The sequence below is a fragment of the Pseudomonas sp. genome (genome assembly GCF_049300855.1).
GTDB lineage: Bacteria > Pseudomonadota > Gammaproteobacteria > Pseudomonadales > Pseudomonadaceae > Aquipseudomonas.
Genome location: NZ_JBAQKH010000011.1, coordinates 1 through 14,930, shown reverse-complemented (window position 1 = coordinate 14,930; position 14,930 = coordinate 1). Strand labels below are relative to the sequence as shown.

Annotated in this window: 12 protein-coding genes; 5 read left to right on the top strand and 7 right to left on the bottom strand. The window is 60.1% G+C overall.

Translation table 11 applies throughout. From position 1 onward, the window contains the following. Positions 1 to 4 precede the first annotated feature (4 nt). Entirely contained in the window at positions 5 to 964 is a 960-nt protein-coding gene (locus WA225_RS03150; RefSeq protein WP_007913915.1) for an AAA family ATPase, read from the bottom strand. A 272-nt stretch (positions 965 to 1,236) separates the two neighbouring features. Continuing rightward, positions 1,237 to 1,590, bottom strand: a complete 354-nt coding sequence (locus tag WA225_RS03145; protein ID WP_422606836.1) for a hypothetical protein — start codon at positions 1,588 to 1,590, stop codon at positions 1,237 to 1,239. Positions 1,591 to 2,094: 504 nt separating this feature from the next. On the opposite strand from WA225_RS03145, the gene WA225_RS03140 reads away from it, so the two are divergent. Then, entirely contained in the window at positions 2,095 to 6,990 is a 4,896-nt protein-coding gene (locus WA225_RS03140) for an NAD-glutamate dehydrogenase (RefSeq protein ID WP_422606835.1), read from the top strand. Positions 6,991 to 7,154: 164 nt separating this feature from the next. Here WA225_RS03140 and WA225_RS03135 read toward each other — a convergent pair whose 3' ends face one another. The 4 genes from WA225_RS03135 to WA225_RS03120 form a co-directional block, all read right to left on the bottom strand. After that, complete coding sequence (locus WA225_RS03135) at positions 7,155 to 7,868, bottom strand: ATPase (RefSeq protein WP_422606834.1); 714 nt, start codon at positions 7,866 to 7,868, stop codon at positions 7,155 to 7,157. Between the two features lie 228 nt (positions 7,869 to 8,096). Further along, positions 8,097 to 8,501 (bottom strand): cupin domain-containing protein, encoded by a 405-nt coding sequence (locus tag WA225_RS03130; protein ID WP_422606833.1) that lies wholly within the window; start codon positions 8,499 to 8,501, stop codon positions 8,097 to 8,099. 224 nt (positions 8,502 to 8,725) lie between these two features. Further along, entirely contained in the window at positions 8,726 to 9,019 is a 294-nt protein-coding gene (locus WA225_RS03125) for a putative quinol monooxygenase (protein ID WP_422606832.1), read from the bottom strand. A 123-nt stretch (positions 9,020 to 9,142) separates the two neighbouring features. Then, positions 9,143 to 10,576: a PLP-dependent aminotransferase family protein gene (locus WA225_RS03120; RefSeq protein WP_422606831.1), complete on the bottom strand. Its 1,434-nt coding sequence runs from the start codon at positions 10,574 to 10,576 to the stop codon at positions 9,143 to 9,145. Between the two features lie 310 nt (positions 10,577 to 10,886). Between WA225_RS03120 and WA225_RS03115 the strand changes: the two genes are divergently transcribed. After that, entirely contained in the window at positions 10,887 to 11,327 is a 441-nt protein-coding gene (locus WA225_RS03115; protein ID WP_422606830.1) for a carboxymuconolactone decarboxylase family protein, read from the top strand. 656 nt (positions 11,328 to 11,983) lie between these two features. On the opposite strand, the gene WA225_RS03110 is transcribed toward WA225_RS03115, so the two are convergent. Further along, complete coding sequence (locus WA225_RS03110; RefSeq protein ID WP_102902194.1) at positions 11,984 to 12,298, bottom strand: hypothetical protein; 315 nt, start codon at positions 12,296 to 12,298, stop codon at positions 11,984 to 11,986. A gap of 207 nt (positions 12,299 to 12,505) precedes the next feature. Between WA225_RS03110 and WA225_RS03105 the strand changes: the two genes are divergently transcribed. From WA225_RS03105 to WA225_RS03095, 3 genes are read left to right on the top strand one after another with little or no spacing between them, the layout of a single operon-like run. Then, on the top strand, positions 12,506 to 13,171 hold the full coding sequence (locus tag WA225_RS03105; RefSeq protein ID WP_422606843.1) for a secretin and TonB N-terminal domain-containing protein: 666 nt from the start codon (positions 12,506 to 12,508) through the stop codon (positions 13,169 to 13,171). After that, positions 13,168 to 13,719 carry an RNA polymerase sigma factor gene (locus tag WA225_RS03100; RefSeq protein ID WP_008087984.1) on the top strand — a complete coding sequence of 184 codons (552 nt, stop codon included), beginning with the start codon at positions 13,168 to 13,170 and terminating at the stop codon, positions 13,717 to 13,719. The genes WA225_RS03105 and WA225_RS03100 overlap by 4 nt, the downstream gene beginning before the upstream one ends. Before the next feature lie 31 nt (positions 13,720 to 13,750). Next, entirely contained in the window at positions 13,751 to 14,689 is a 939-nt protein-coding gene (locus WA225_RS03095; RefSeq protein ID WP_422606829.1) for a FecR family protein, read from the top strand. The last annotated feature ends 241 nt before the right edge of the window (positions 14,690 to 14,930 follow it).

The following is a 14,930-nucleotide window of genomic DNA, read 5'->3' as shown; positions in this document are numbered from 1 at the left end:
GGGGTCAAGCGACGGCTACGACGTCGAGAATCCGCTGCACCACCCGATCCTGATCGATGCCGGCGGCTTCGGCTTCAAACGACAAAATGATGCGGTGACGCAACACATCGAACAGCACCGCTTGAATGTCTTCCGGGCTGACGAAATCGCGACCAGCCAGCCAGGCGTGTGCGCGGGCACAGCGATCGAGAGCAATCGAGCCGCGGGGGCTGGCGCCGTAGGCGATCCACTCGGCCATTTCCGGGTCGAACTTGGCCGGGTTGCGCGTGGCCATGACCAGTTGCACCAGGTATTCCTCCACGGCGTCGGCCATGTACAGACCGAGGATTTCCTTGCGTGCGGCGAAGATTGCCTGCTGGCTGACGCGGCGCTCGGGTTTGGTTTCGCCGTTCAGCGCTTCGCCACGGGCCTGCTGGAGGATGCGGCGTTCGACGGCGGCGTCCGGGAAACCGATTTTTACGTGCATCAGGAAACGGTCGAGCTGCGCTTCCGGCAGCGGATAGGTGCCTTCCTGCTCGATCGGGTTCTGCGTGGCCATCACCAGAAACAGCGGCGACAGCTCATAGGTACTGCGGCCGACACTGACCTGACGCTCGGCCATGGCTTCTAGCAGCGCCGATTGCACTTTGGCCGGGGCGCGGTTGATTTCATCCGCCAGCACCAGGTTGTGGAAGATCGGCCCTTGCTGGAACACGAAACTGCCGGTTTCCGGGCGATAGATCTCGGTGCCGGTGATGTCGGCCGGCAGCAGGTCCGGGGTGAACTGGATGCGATGGAATTGGGCTTCGATGCCCTCGGCGAGTTCTTTGATCGCTTTGGTCTTGGCCAGACCCGGAGCGCCCTCGACCAGCATGTGGCCGTCGGCGAGCAGGGCGATGAGCAAACGCTCGATGAGTTTTTCCTGGCCGAGAATCTGCGTTGAAAGAAAGGTTCGCAGCGCCAGCAGCGCTTCACGATGTTCCATCGGTGACTGTTCCTGGAAAGGGGTGGCCACGCGCGTTCGGATAACGCCGGGGCTGGGGGCGTTACTTTAATCCATCGCGGGGGGTGGCGACTAACGGCATTTTGCGCAAAGTGCGGGAAATGACTGGGGGAATTGTTGGATTTTTGTAGTGCCGGGGAGGGGTAGTGTTCTTTCGGACGCCTTCGCGAGCAAGCTCGCTCCCACATTGACGGTGTGCACACAGTTCAAATGTGGGAGCGAGCTTGCTCGCGAAGAGGCCTATTCAGACACCATCAAACTTCGTTGATGAGGGTACCCGTCCCATCGAGGATATTCGCCAAGGTCTCGACAACCTCATCCATATCCACCATGTCCGGGTTAAAGCTGATCTCCAGCACATCATCCCCATTCAACGCATCGGCATCCGCCGCCGCAATCTCGATCTTCAGCAGCGTCGAAGTCAGGGTGACTTTCACCCCGTCGAGCGTCGAAGGCTCGCCATCGAGGGTGATCTCCAGCTCATCCTCGTCCGGGTAGCGGCTCATCAGAAACATGTCGCCCTTGTCGCTGTGGCAGCAGAGCATGGCCATGTTGTCTTCTTCGTCATCGCACGGGTTGACGATCAGTAGGGCGGTGGTCATTTGCATGGTCAATTCCTGCCTCAAGGGGCGTGTTGGTCGCTAATGGGCGCGATTCTGCCAGTCCTCGGGAATTTCTGCATGTGAGAGTGTCAGAGGATGTGTCGTGAACGCGACGTGGGTCAATGGTCATTTCTGGCACGCATGTACCGTAAAAACGGGCATTCAGACCGGCGTTTTCCACCACGACTGCTAGTGTTTACCGGTGCCAAACCCTCGGTTTACGTGCCAATGACCGAATATGTCGCAGCACCGCAAGCAGACACATTGTCGCACCCTTTAAGCTGCGCAACGGATGAGCACCCGTAAAGGCATTGTCGGCACCGCTGGCAGTCGCTTTTGCAGATGCTCATTCTATGGAAGGTGAATGTGACCTGAGTGTCCCGTCCAGCTTCACCCACCTGTCCCCCTGTTTCCTCTGCCCGAGAATCAGGAACAGGGCGACACAAGCCCCGAAAGGGGTGTTGCACGCGACGCTTTCCATCAATAACAAGCTTAAGCGGAGTACCACAGATGGCGTTCTTCACCGCAGCCAGCAAAGCCGACTTCCAGCACCAACTGCAAGCGGCACTGGCGCAGCACATCAGTGAACAGGCACTGCCACAAGTGGCGCTGTTCGCTGAACAATTCTTCGGCATCATTTCCCTGGACGAGTTGACTCAACGTCGCCTCTCCGACCTCGCTGGCTGTACTCTTTCCGCGTGGCGCCTGCTTGAGCGCTTCGATCACGCGCAACCGCAAGTGCGCGTCTACAACCCCGATTACGAGCGTCACGGCTGGCAGTCGACCCACACCGCGGTCGAAGTCCTGCACCATGACCTGCCATTTCTGGTCGACTCGGTTCGTACCGAACTGAACCGTCGCGGCTACAGCATCCACACCCTGCAAACCACCGTGCTCAGCGTGCGTCGTGGCAGCAAGGGCGAGTTGCTGGAAATCCTGCCAAAGGGCAGCACCGGCGAAGGCGTTCTGCATGAATCGCTGATGTACCTGGAAATCGACCGCTGCGCCAACGCGGCCGAACTGAATGTGCTGAGCAAAGAGCTGGAACAGGTTCTCGGTGAAGTCCGCGTTGCGGTCGCCGATTTCGAGCCGATGAAAGCCAAGGTGCAGGACATCCTCACCCAGCTCGACAACAGCGCGTTCGCCGTCGATGCCGACGAAAAGAACGAAATCAAAAGCTTCCTGGAATGGCTGGTGGGCAACCACTTCACCTTCCTCGGCTACGAAGAGTTCGTGGTCACCGATCAGGCCGATGGCGGCCATATCGAGTACGACCAGAATTCCTTCCTCGGCCTGACCAAACTGCTGCGCACCGGCCTGACCTACGATGACCTGCGCATCGAAGACTATGCGGTGAACTACCTGCGCGAACCGACCCTGCTGTCGTTCGCCAAGGCTGCGCACCCGAGCCGCGTGCACCGTCCGGCGTACCCGGACTACGTGTCGATCCGTGAAATCGACGCTGACGGCAAAGTCATCAAGGAACACCGCTTCATGGGCCTGTACACCTCCTCGGTGTATGGCGAGAGCGTGCGGGTCATCCCGTTCATCCGCCGCAAGGTCGAAGAAATCGAAACGCGCTCCGGCTTCCAGTCCAAGGCTCACCTGGGCAAGGAACTGGCGCAGGTGCTTGAAGTATTGCCGCGTGATGACCTGTTCCAGACCCCGGTCGACGAACTGTTCACCACGGTGATGTCGATCGTGCAGATCCAGGAACGCAACAAGATCCGCGTGTTCCTGCGCAAAGACCCGTACGGTCGTTTCTGCTACTGCCTGGCCTACGTGCCGCGCGACATCTACTCCACCGAAGTGCGCCAGAAGATCCAGCAAGTGCTGATGGAGCGCCTCAAGGCTTCCGATTGCGAATTCTGGACGTTCTTCTCCGAGTCGGTGCTGGCCCGCGTGCAGTTGATCCTGCGTGTCGACCCGAAAAACCGTCTCGACATCGACCCGGTGCTGCTGGAAAAAGAAGTCGTACAAGCCTGCCGCAGCTGGCAGGACGACTACGCCGCACTGACCGTCGAAAGCTTCGGCGAAGCCCACGGCACCAACGTGCTGGCCGACTTCCCGAAAGGCTTCCCGGCTGGTTACCGCGAGCGTTTCGCAGCGCATTCGGCCGTGGTCGACATGCAGCACCTGCTGAGCCTCAACGAAAAAAATCCGCTGGTGATGAGCTTCTATCAGCCGCTCGGTCAGGTCTCCGGCCAGCGCGAGCTGCATTGCAAGCTGTATCACGCCGACACCCCGCTGGCGCTGTCCGACGTCTTGCCGATCCTGGAAAACCTCGGCCTGCGCGTACTGGGTGAATTCCCGTACCGTCTGCGTCACACCAATGGCCGCGAGTTCTGGATTCACGACTTCGCGTTCACCGCCGCTGAAGGCCTGGACCTCGACATCCAGCAACTCAACGACACCCTGCAGGACGCTTTCGTCCACATCGTCCGTGGCGAAGCCGAAAACGATGCGTTCAACCGTCTGGTACTGACCGCCGGCCTGCCATGGCGCGACGTGGCGCTGCTGCGTGCTTACGCGCGTTACCTGAAGCAGATTCGTCTGGGCTTCGATCTGGGCTACATCGCCAGCACCCTGAATAACCACACCGACATCGCTCGCGAACTGACCCGGTTGTTCAAGACCCGCTTCTACCTGGCGCGCAAGCTCAGCGACGACGATCTGGAAGACAAGCAACAGCGTCTGGAACAAGCGATTCTGACCGCACTGGACGACGTCCAGGTGCTCAACGAAGACCGCATCCTGCGTCGTTACCTCGACCTGATCAAAGCGACCCTGCGCACCAACTTCTATCAGACTGACGCCAACGGCCAGAACAAGTCGTACTTCAGCTTCAAGTTCAACCCGCACGCGATCCCTGAACTGCCGAAGCCGGTACCGAAGTTCGAAATCTTCGTTTACTCGCCACGCGTTGAAGGCGTGCACCTGCGCTTCGGTAACGTTGCCCGTGGTGGTCTGCGCTGGTCCGACCGTGAAGAAGACTTCCGTACCGAAGTCCTCGGCCTGGTAAAAGCTCAGCAAGTGAAGAACTCGGTCATCGTGCCAGTGGGCGCGAAGGGCGGCTTCCTGCCGCGTCGCCTGCCTCTGGGCGGCAGCCGTGACGAGATCGCGGCCGAGGGCATCGCCTGCTACCGCATCTTCATTTCCGGCCTGTTGGACATCACCGACAACCTGAAGGACGGCGCGCTGGTGCCGCCATTGAACGTGGTTCGCCACGACGATGACGACCCGTACCTGGTAGTCGCGGCGGACAAGGGCACTGCGACCTTCTCCGACATCGCCAACGGCATCGCCATCGATTACGGCTTCTGGCTGGGTGACGCGTTTGCGTCGGGTGGTTCGGCCGGTTACGACCACAAGAAAATGGGCATTACCGCCAAAGGCGCGTGGGTTGGCGTACAACGTCACTTCCGCGAGCGTGGCATCAATGTTCAGGAAGACAGCATCACTGTTGTCGGCGTCGGCGACATGGCCGGTGACGTGTTCGGTAACGGCCTGTTGATGTCCGACAAGCTGCAACTGGTCGCTGCCTTCAACCACATGCACATCTTCATCGACCCGAACCCGAACCCGGCGACCAGCTTCGTCGAGCGTCAGCGCATGTTCGACCTGCCGCGTTCGGCCTGGACCGACTACGACACCAGCATCATGTCCGAAGGTGGCGGTATCTTCTCGCGCAGCGCGAAGAGCATCGCGATCTCCCCGCAGATGCAGGAACGCTTCGACATCAAGGCTGACAAGCTGACCCCGACCGAACTGCTGAACGCCTTGCTCAAGGCGCCGGTGGATCTGCTGTGGAACGGTGGTATCGGTACTTACGTCAAGGCCAGCACTGAAAGCCACGCCGATGTCGGCGACAAGGCCAACGATGCACTGCGCGTGAACGGCAACGAGCTGCGCTGCAAAGTCGTGGGCGAGGGCGGTAACCTCGGCATGACCCAACTGGGGCGTGTGGAGTTCGGTCTGAATGGCGGCGGTTCCAACACCGACTTCATCGACAACGCCGGTGGCGTGGATTGCTCCGACCACGAAGTAAACATCAAGATCCTGCTGAACGAAGTGGTTCAGGCCGGTGACATGACCGACAAGCAACGCAACCAGTTGCTGGCGAGCATGACCGACGAAGTCGGCAATCTGGTGCTGGGCAACAACTACAAGCAGACTCAGGCTCTGTCGCTGGCGGCGCGTCGTGCCTACGAACGCATCGCTGAGTACAAGCGTCTGATGGGCGATCTGGAAGGCCGTGGCAAGCTGGATCGTGCCATCGAGTTCCTGCCGACCGAAGAGCAGATCAACGAGCGCATTGCCGAAGGCCACGGTCTGACCCGTCCTGAGCTGTCGGTGCTGATCTCGTACAGCAAAATCGACCTCAAAGAGCAGCTGTTGGGCTCCTTGGTACCGGACGACGACTACCTGACCCGCGACATGGAAACGGCGTTCCCGCCGACCCTGGTCAGCAAGTTCTCCGAAGCCATGCGTCGTCACCGTCTGAAGCGCGAGATCGTCAGCACCCAGATCGCCAACGACCTGGTCAACCACATGGGCATCACCTTCGTTCAACGACTCAAAGAGTCGACCGGCATGAGCCCGGCGAACGTGGCCGGTGCTTATGTGATCGTGCGCGACATCTTCCACCTCCCGCACTGGTTCCGTCAGATCGAAGCGCTGGACTACCAAGTCAGCGCTGACGTTCAGCTGGAGCTGATGGACGAGCTGATGCGTCTGGGCCGTCGCGCCACGCGCTGGTTCCTGCGTGCCCGTCGCAACGAGCAGAACGCTGCCCGTGACGTCGCGCATTTCGGTCCGCACCTGAAAGAGCTGGGTCTGAAACTCGACGAACTGCTGAGCGGCGAAATCCGTGAAAACTGGCAGTCGCGCTATCAGGCGTACGTCGAAGCCGGTGTGCCGGAATTGCTGGCACGTATGGTTGCGGGCACCTCGCATCTGTACACCTTGCTGCCGATCATCGAAGCGTCCGACGTGACTGGCCAGAACCCGGCCGAAGTGGCCAAGGCCTACTTCGCCGTGGGCAGTGCGCTGGACATCACCTGGTACCTGCAACAGATCAGCGCACTGCCGGTTGAAAACAACTGGCAGGCACTGGCCCGTGAAGCGTTCCGTGATGATGTCGACTGGCAGCAACGCGCGATCACCATCTCCGTCCTGCAACAGGGCGACGGCACTCAGGACGTGGAAGCACGTCTGGCGCTGTGGATGGAACAGCACGAAAGCATGATCTCGCGCTGGCGCGCCATGCTGGTGGAAATCCGCGCGGCAAGCGGCACGGACTACGCGATGTACGCGGTGGCCAACCGTGAGCTGCTGGACCTGGCGTTGAGCGGGCAGGCGGTAGTGCCTGCGGTTGCTGCGAATGCCGAGCTTGAACTGGCGTAAGTAGTGGCTGAATGAAAAAGCCCCGGTGTCGTGAGATGCCGGGGCTTTTTTATGTCTGAGAGGTTTGTAGTGTTAGGTCTGGCCCCTTCGCGAGCAAGCTCGCTCCCACATTTGGAATGCGTTCCCCTGTGGGAGCGAGCTTGCTCGCGAAGAGGCCCTTATTGTCAATACAACTTGTGTGGTTGTTTACTGTCGAGCATCGACACTTTATCCGCAGGCCTCGCGACCAAATTGTTGAGCGACTGGTCAAACTTCTGCAACGCCCTAACTTGCACATCCTGCTGCTGATTAATATCCGCCACTATCTCTTCCGAACGCTTGAAGTCCGCCCACACCGGCGTCAACTCCCGTGCATCGGAACCTTTCGCCGTACCGATATAGTTCAACCGCGCATCATAAAAATCGGCACTGACATCCGCCTTGATGTCGGAACTGCGCGAAGTAATCAACTGGCTATGAGTATCGACAATCGCCACCACATCCGGCCGGGCCGCACGCAGGCTCTGCATGTCCGGATACACCGTCACTGAACCGAACTGACGTTGCAGCGAGGCATTCACCCAATCCACCGCCATGTCCGGTTTCGAGCTGGCGACATAGGCGTCATGGATCGGCTGCACCAACAGGCTCTGGCCGAAACCGGTGCCGGCGTTGGCTTGATAGTCGCGCAGGTATTCACGGTTGGTCTGGGTGCTTGGGCTGTAGACCACGCCGAGCGACACACCGGGACCGCTTTTTACCTGCGCGGCGCTGCTGCGGCCAACCTGCTGGGTGAAGAGGCTGTCGAGGGATGAGACGGCGTTGGGCGCCGTAGGCACCGAGCAGGCGGAAAGTGTTAAAACCGATATCGCCAACGTACTGGCAAACGCAAGTTTCATGGTGTTTCTCCCGTGAAACAACATCAGTCGGAAAGTTCGAGTTGTCGTCGTCGACGACCGTTAATTCAGACTAAACCCGCGAGGCTGTAAGCAAGCTGACAATTTGCTGTCTGATTTGCTGTTGAATAGTTTTATTTGCTGTAACCCGAGGCGGTTAATTGCGCCCGGAAATAAAAAGGCGCAAATCATCGATTTGCGCCTTTTTATTTATGGCTGATTAAACATCCATCAGTTTTTCAGCGGGATCAACACTTGTTCATCCGGGGCCAGCACCATGAATACCAGCAACTTGGCAGGCTTGGTGGCGCTGGCATTTTTCGACACCAGATGTTCGGAACCGGCCGGTTCGTACCAGAACTGGCCCTTCTTGTAGGTGATCGCCTGTTCGCCTTTGACTTGGGAAATCACTTCGCCTTCGAGCACGTAAGCCATCGCAGTGCCGTCGTGTTTGTGGGCAATGGAGGACTGGCCGGGTTTGTAGTCGACTTCGATCATCATGGCTTTTTTGCCGGGGGCGTTTTTCAGCATCTGGTCTTGGAGGACGGTGACCTTTTCCGAGGGATCGTGGGCAAAGGCTGCCGAGGTGCAGAGGCTCAGGGCGAGGGCGGCGGCGAAGAAGGGCAGGGCTTTCATGGCGGGTTACCTGTGATGATGGGTGTTGCTGATCACAGTAGTCCGCAGGGCTAAGCATTCAAACGGCCAATATTCGGGAAGATCAGGTGACCAATCGGAGGTTATTCAGCGTGTTTGAGTACGCCATCGCTGGCAAGCCAGCTCCCACAGGGTTCAGCGTCGTTCGATAATTTAATGAACGACACAAAACCTGTGGGAGCTGGCTTGCCAGCGATGGCGTCAGTTTAGACGATAGGGAAACTATTGAAGTCGACGCTATTGGCCAACCGACTATCGATCAGGTCAATAAACCCCTGCGCCTCGGGCCGGTTGAAATGCGCCTGCATCGCCGCTTCCGACTGCCAGCGGGCACTGACCGTCCAGCGGTGGCTGTCCTCGGGGCAGCGGTCGACCAGGTAGGAATCGCAGCCCGGCGTTTCGCGCAGGGTGTCGACGATCCTCTGCAGTTGCCTGCCCAGTTCATCCGAGCGGCCGGCGGCAGCCTGCACCTGCACCGTATTGATCACTTCGTTGGACATTGCTCACACTCCTGAATCAGGCCGGACGAATCCTGCTCATTGAGGGATAACGCCTGTGCAGAATAGGCCTGCACCCCCTGAACACCAATAACCAATCGGCGGTTAAATCTTCAGGCCAATCATTCAAGCAACTTGTTGCAGGATGTCGCGCAAGCGATCCAAGGCGATATCGATGTCGAGGGTTTCGATGGCGCCGAAGCCGAAGTACAGGCCGTTTTTCGCCGGTTGCTGATAATAGAAACCGTTGATCGAGTACAAACCGACTTCGACTTTTTTCGCCAGTTCGATCACCAGCGGCAGGTCGATGGGCACCTTGCAGAACACCGCCATGTGGAACCCGGCGCTGGCCGGCACCGCCTCAAGCCATGGCGACAAATCATCCGCCATGCGCGCCAGAATGCGCTCGCGGCGTTGGGCGTAGATCGCGTGGCAGCGGCGGATATGCTTGAGCAGGCAACCCTCGGCGATGAACTTGGCCAGCGCCCACTGCGGCAAGGTTGAGGCGTGCAGATCGGTCAATTGCTTGGCGCGAATCACCGCCTCGAGAATCGCCGGCGGCAGGATCGCATAACCCAGGCGCAACTCTGGCAGCAGGGTTTTCGAAAAGGTGCCGACGTAAGCGACGATGCCGCGCTGATCAAGGTTGAACAGCGAATCGGTAGGCCGGCCTTCGTAGCGAAACTCACTGTCATAGTCGTCCTCAATGATGATCGCGCCCAACTCATGAGCGCGAACCAACAAGGCTTCACGGCGCGCCTGACTCATCGGCATGCCCAGCGGAAACTGGTGCGACGGCGTGACATAGATAAGGCGCGTGCCATCGGGAATGTGTTCGACCTGAATGCCCTCGGCATCCACCGCAATCCCGACCACCTCAGCGCCATGGGTGCCGAACAACAAGCGCGCTGGCGGATAACCAGGATCTTCCATCGCCACCAGACTGCCCGGGCGGATCAGCACGCGGGTGATCAGGTCCAGCGCCTGTTGCGCGCCGTTGCACACGACGATGTCTTCGTCCTGACAGTTGATCCCCCGGGAAAACGCGATGTGCCGGGCAATCGCATTGCGCAGCGCCGGCAGGCCTTCGGCGACACTGTAGAAACCCTTGGACTGGCCCATTTGGCGCATCGCATGGGCGACGCAGCGGCGCCAGTCATCTTGCGGAAACTGGCCCTTGCTGGTTGCGCCACCGATGAAGTCGTAGCGCAGCGAACCTTCCAGCGTAGGGTGACGCAGAAACACCGGCAGATTGCGCCAACTCTCGATCACCTCGGCACTGGCCAGTTCGCTGTGGCTTTGCTTGCGCTGGATCTGCGCCGGGCGCGCGTTGACGTAAGTGCCTTTGCCGATCACCCCGGTGAGGAAGTTTTCGTAGGTCAGCTGCGCGTAGGTGTCGGAAATGGTCTTGCGCGAAATGCCCAGTTGCTCGGCGAGCAGACGGCTGGGCGGCAGCTGCGTGCCAGCGGCCAGACGCCCGGACTCGATGGCCCCGCGCAGTTGCTGATACAACTGACCGGCAAGATCCTTGCGGCCGTTGATCACGACATGAAGTTCCATACCGACGAGGCTCCCGGGGCAATTGAGTGTGCCGGCCAGATTACTCCCGTTTGTTTGTGGGGCAGTAGTTGCGTGAAGTAAAAAACCCGAATTGGTCACGTACCTTGTGGGAGCTGGCTTGCCAGCGATGAGGCCTTCGGATCCAGCATTAGTGTCAGCAGATATACCGCCATCGCTGGCAAGCCAGCTCCCACAGGGTCAGTGTGTGTCCGGATTCAGTGGTGTAGCGGTTTTCCGTGCAATTGGGGCTGTAATGCATGGCTGTCGGCGTTTACGGTGAAGTCATTATTCCGTCTACCGAGACTAGCCCATGTCCCCGCGCCTGGATTACTACAACGCTTCGCCCAAGGCGATGAAAGCGATGATTGCCATGGAGGCGCTGACCGCCCAGCTCAGTATCGAACAGCCGCTGCTGCAACTGATCAGGATCCGTGCCTCACAGCTCAACGGCTGCGCGTTCTGCACCGACATGCATTCGGTGGACGCGCGGCGGGCCGGGGAGAGTGATCGGCGGCTGTATGCGCTTGCGGTGTGGCGCGACAGCAACTTCTTCAACCCGCGTGAGCGTGCGGCGCTGGCTTGGGCCGAGGCGGTGACGTTGTTGGCGGACAGCCGCGTGCCTGATGAGGTGTATCAGCAGGCGCGCGAGCAATTCAGCGAAGGGGAACTGGTCGACCTGACCATGGCCGTGACCACCATCAACAGCTGGAACCGCCTGGCGGTGAGCTTCCGCCAAACCCCCAGCGATTAAGCCCGCCCTGATCGTTCCCACGCTCCGCGTGGGAATGCCTCAACGGACGCTTCGCGTTCGGCTCTGGATGGGACGCAGAGCGTCCCGGGCTGCATTCCTACGCGGAGCGTAGGAACGATCGGTAAGCGACTGAACACCACAGGATCGTTCCCACGCTCTGCGTGGGAATGCCTCAACGGACGCTCTGCGTTCGGCTCCGGATGGGACGCAGAGCGTCCCGGGCTGCATTCCCATGCGGAGCGTGGGAACGAGCGGTCAGCGACTGAGCCCCCCATGATCGTTCCCACGCTCTGCGTGGGAATGCCTCAACGGACGCTCTGCGTTCGGCTCTGGATGGGACGCGGAGCGTCCCGGGCTGCATTCCCACGCGGAGCGTAGGAACGATCGGTAAGCGACTGAACACCACAGGATCGTTCCCACGCTCTGCGTGGGAATGCCTCAACGGACGCTTCGCGTTCGGCTCTGGATGGGACGCAGAGCGTCCCGGGCTGCATTCCCACGCGGAGCGTAGGAACGATCGGTAAGCGACTGAACACCACAGGATCGTTCCCACGCTCTGCGTGGGAATGCCTCAACGGACGCTCTGCGTTCGGCTCTGGATGGGACGCGGAGCGTCCCGGGCTGCATTCCCACGCGGAGCGTGGGAACGATCAAAATCATTGCGGGGGGCGTTGCGGTTTCACCGAGGTGCCAAAGGTATTGCCCATCCGCGTACTGGTGGCGGCAGGTGTCGCCAGTCCAACCTGATTCGGCGGCCGTTTGTTCACCGGCACATTCAGCGCCTCTTGATTCTTCTCCGCCGCCGCAGCGCCTTCCGGGTTGTTGCCCATCTGCTGGCTCAAACAGTCGTAATTCGGCGCCTTGTAGCCGCCGACCGTCACCTCGACACAGCCCAACGGCTGCTCGGCATAAGCGCTCGACAGCGCCATCAACAACAGCCCGCCAAGGCTCAATCGCCACAGTGTGTTCATGCTCGCCTCCTGGCCGGCCCGACGGGGCCGCGCTTTGGCTTGAGTCTAGTGCAAGCCGTGCGCAATTCCCGTGATGGTTTTTTTGCACCGCCCGTCACACCAGATTCATAAACAGCCCTCAGGATGACGATTTCCAAGGATTCGTCAGCCGTGCAGCGAGGCAATTCCACGGACGGTTTTCAGCGTTCAACGAGGCTTGTGCGCCGGATGTGTCTGGGGTGGCTGCTCGGCTGTGCGGCGAGTCACGCCATGGCCGACGCGGTGCCGGCGGACCTGCGCATGACGCTGCACATTCCGGCACAGGATCTGGCCCGCGCGCTGGATCAGTACAGCCACGCTACTGGCGTTGCGGTGCTGGTCGACAGCCAGTTGAGTCGCGGTCGTCGCTCGCTGGCGGTGGACGGTGAATTCACCGCCGCCGATGCCCTGCGTCGATTGCTCGGCGGCAGTGGGTTGATGGCGCGTTATGCCCGCGACGATGCATTTACGTTGCAAGTGGCGCAGGTCGAAGACGTGCCGGCGCCGCCGCAAAAACAGACGCCGGAAAGCGTCGCGGTCAACCGCAGTTACGCCACGGCAGTGCAAGCGGCCATCGAGCGCAACCTGTGCCGCTCGCCGCTGACCCGTCCGGGCAGTTATCGCGCGGTGTTGCAGGTCTGGGTTGGCCGCGATGGTTTGGTGCAGCACAACCGGTTGGTCACTTCGACCGGCGATGTACGGCGCGACAACGCGCTGGTGGAAAGTTTTCGTAATCTCAAAATCGACCGGCCGACGCCCAGTGCCTTGCGTCAGCCGGTCACGTTGCTGTTGTTACCGGAGTCGTCAGGGAAACGCATGGAATGCACCAAATGGGAAGGAGTTTCCGGGGGATGAAAGACACCGGACAAGGTTCGATGGTCCAACTGTTCCTGACGTCCTACGAGGACTTTCGGGTGCGCCTGCGCAGGCGTCTCGGTTCGGAGGATCTGGCCAACGACGTGCTGCACGAAACCTACCTGCGCGTCGACCGCATGGAGACGCCGCCGAACGTCCTGCGGCCGAATGCCTACCTCTATCGCATGGCGCTGAACATCGCCGCCGATCGCCGTCAGGCCGATGCGCGCCTGCTCACCGGCGAGGAAGTCGAGGAACTGCTACAAATCGGCGACGAGGCACTGGACCCGGCGCGAGTGGTCGGTGGGCAAAAGGAAATCCAGTCGCTGCTCAACGCCCTCTACGAACTGCCCGCACGCCGTCGCAGAATCTTCATCGCCGCGCGTCTGGAAGAGGCGCCGCACCTGGAAATTTCCCAGCGTTTCGGCATTTCCACGCGCATGGTCGAGAAGGAAATCAAAGCCGCGTTGGGCTTCTGCGCCGCGAAACTGGAAAGAAAAGTGTTTCAGCGGTTCGGTCGCGGGGCCGGAAAACCGTCTTCTGAATAGTGCCCGATCAATTCGTTGAGAATCTGCGCGTTTGAACATCTTTCGACTGACACCTGCCGAGCCATCGGCGGCCGACAATCTGCACAACGAAGCCCGCGACTGGCTAATCCTGCTGACCTCCGGCCGCGCCACCGTGGCCGACGCCCGCGCCCTGCGCGAATGGTGCGCGCAGAGTGCCGAACATGCCCGCGCGTTCGAGGATGCCAAGCGATTGTGGCAGCAACTGCAACCGGCCGTGGAGCAGATGCAGGCGCCACGCGGGTTTGGTCGACGTGCTTTTCTCGGAGGGGCGATTGCTGCGTCGGCGGCGTTTTTGCTGGTGCGCGGGACGATTCCCGGTGGTTTTGAAGGGCTGGGCGCTGACTACATCACTGAGGTTGGCCAGCAGCGGCGTTTTGAACCTGTGCAGGGTGTGAGTCTGGAGCTGAATACTCAGACGCGGATCAATCAGCGTGCGGTGTCTGACGGTGTGCAGGGGTTTGAACTGGTCAGTGGTGAAGTTGAAGTGCAGACCGCGCGGTTGCCGTTGGCGATGCAGGCTGGGGGAGGGTGGTTGCGTGCGAGTCAGGGGCGGTTCAACTTGCGTAATACCGATCAGCAAGTCTGTGTGACTTGCCTTGATGGTGCGGTTGACGTGGATGTTGAAGGTCGTAGTCTGCGTCTTGAACCGGGGCAGCAGGTGACCTATGACGCGCGGCAGGTTGGCAGTGTGCAGAGTGTCGACACGGCGGCGGTGATGAATTGGCGTCAGCAGGTGCTGGTGTTTAACGGCGCTACGCTGAGCCAGATGATTGATGAGATCAATCGGTATCGGCCGGGGATGTTGCTGTTGCTTAATCGTGAGCTTGGGCAGCGGCGGGTGCAGGCGCGCTTTAGCCTTGACCAACTTGCTGGCGTTGCGTTGCTGATTCGTGATGCTTATGGCGTTAAGTGCACTGAGTTGCCTGGGGGCGTTGTCGTTTTGAGTTAGTGGGTTTTATTGGGTACATATCCGTTGCTGCGGTAACGGCTGCTTAGGGTTCCGCCCTGACGGCGGGTCACTTTTTCCAGACGCCGAAAAAGTAACCAAAAAGGCTTGCTCCTGCGTGCGGCCCGCTCGCTGGGGCTCGGGGTTCCTTCGCTGCGGGATCCATCCGGGCGCATCGCCTACGGTTTGCTTCGCTGCACCTCCTCTCGATGCATTTGGCTGCGCCAAACGGTCGCTGCGCTCC

Excerpts from the sequence above, each read along its gene's own strand:
- WA225_RS03125 (WP_422606832.1), bottom strand. The coding sequence starts at position 9,019 with ATGTCCAACGAAGTGATCAATACGGTGCAGGTGCAGGCTGCCGCCGGC.
- WA225_RS03100 (WP_008087984.1), top strand. The coding sequence starts at position 13,168 with ATGAAAGACACCGGACAAGGTTCGATGGTCCAACTGTTCCTGACGTCC.
- WA225_RS03145 (WP_422606836.1), bottom strand. The coding sequence starts at position 1,590 with ATGCAAATGACCACCGCCCTACTGATCGTCAACCCGTGCGATGACGAA.
- WA225_RS03115 (WP_422606830.1), top strand. The coding sequence starts at position 10,887 with ATGTCCCCGCGCCTGGATTACTACAACGCTTCGCCCAAGGCGATGAAA.
- WA225_RS03140 (WP_422606835.1), top strand. The coding sequence starts at position 2,095 with ATGGCGTTCTTCACCGCAGCCAGCAAAGCCGACTTCCAGCACCAACTG.
- WA225_RS03135 (WP_422606834.1), bottom strand. The coding sequence starts at position 7,868 with ATGAAACTTGCGTTTGCCAGTACGTTGGCGATATCGGTTTTAACACTT.
- WA225_RS03110 (WP_102902194.1), bottom strand. The coding sequence starts at position 12,298 with ATGAACACACTGTGGCGATTGAGCCTTGGCGGGCTGTTGTTGATGGCG.
- WA225_RS03120 (WP_422606831.1), bottom strand. The coding sequence starts at position 10,576 with ATGGAACTTCATGTCGTGATCAACGGCCGCAAGGATCTTGCCGGTCAG.
- WA225_RS03150 (WP_007913915.1), bottom strand. The coding sequence starts at position 964 with ATGGAACATCGTGAAGCGCTGCTGGCGCTGCGAACCTTTCTTTCAACG.
- WA225_RS03105 (WP_422606843.1), top strand. The coding sequence starts at position 12,506 with ATGTGTCTGGGGTGGCTGCTCGGCTGTGCGGCGAGTCACGCCATGGCC.
- WA225_RS03130 (WP_422606833.1), bottom strand. The coding sequence starts at position 8,501 with ATGAAAGCCCTGCCCTTCTTCGCCGCCGCCCTCGCCCTGAGCCTCTGC.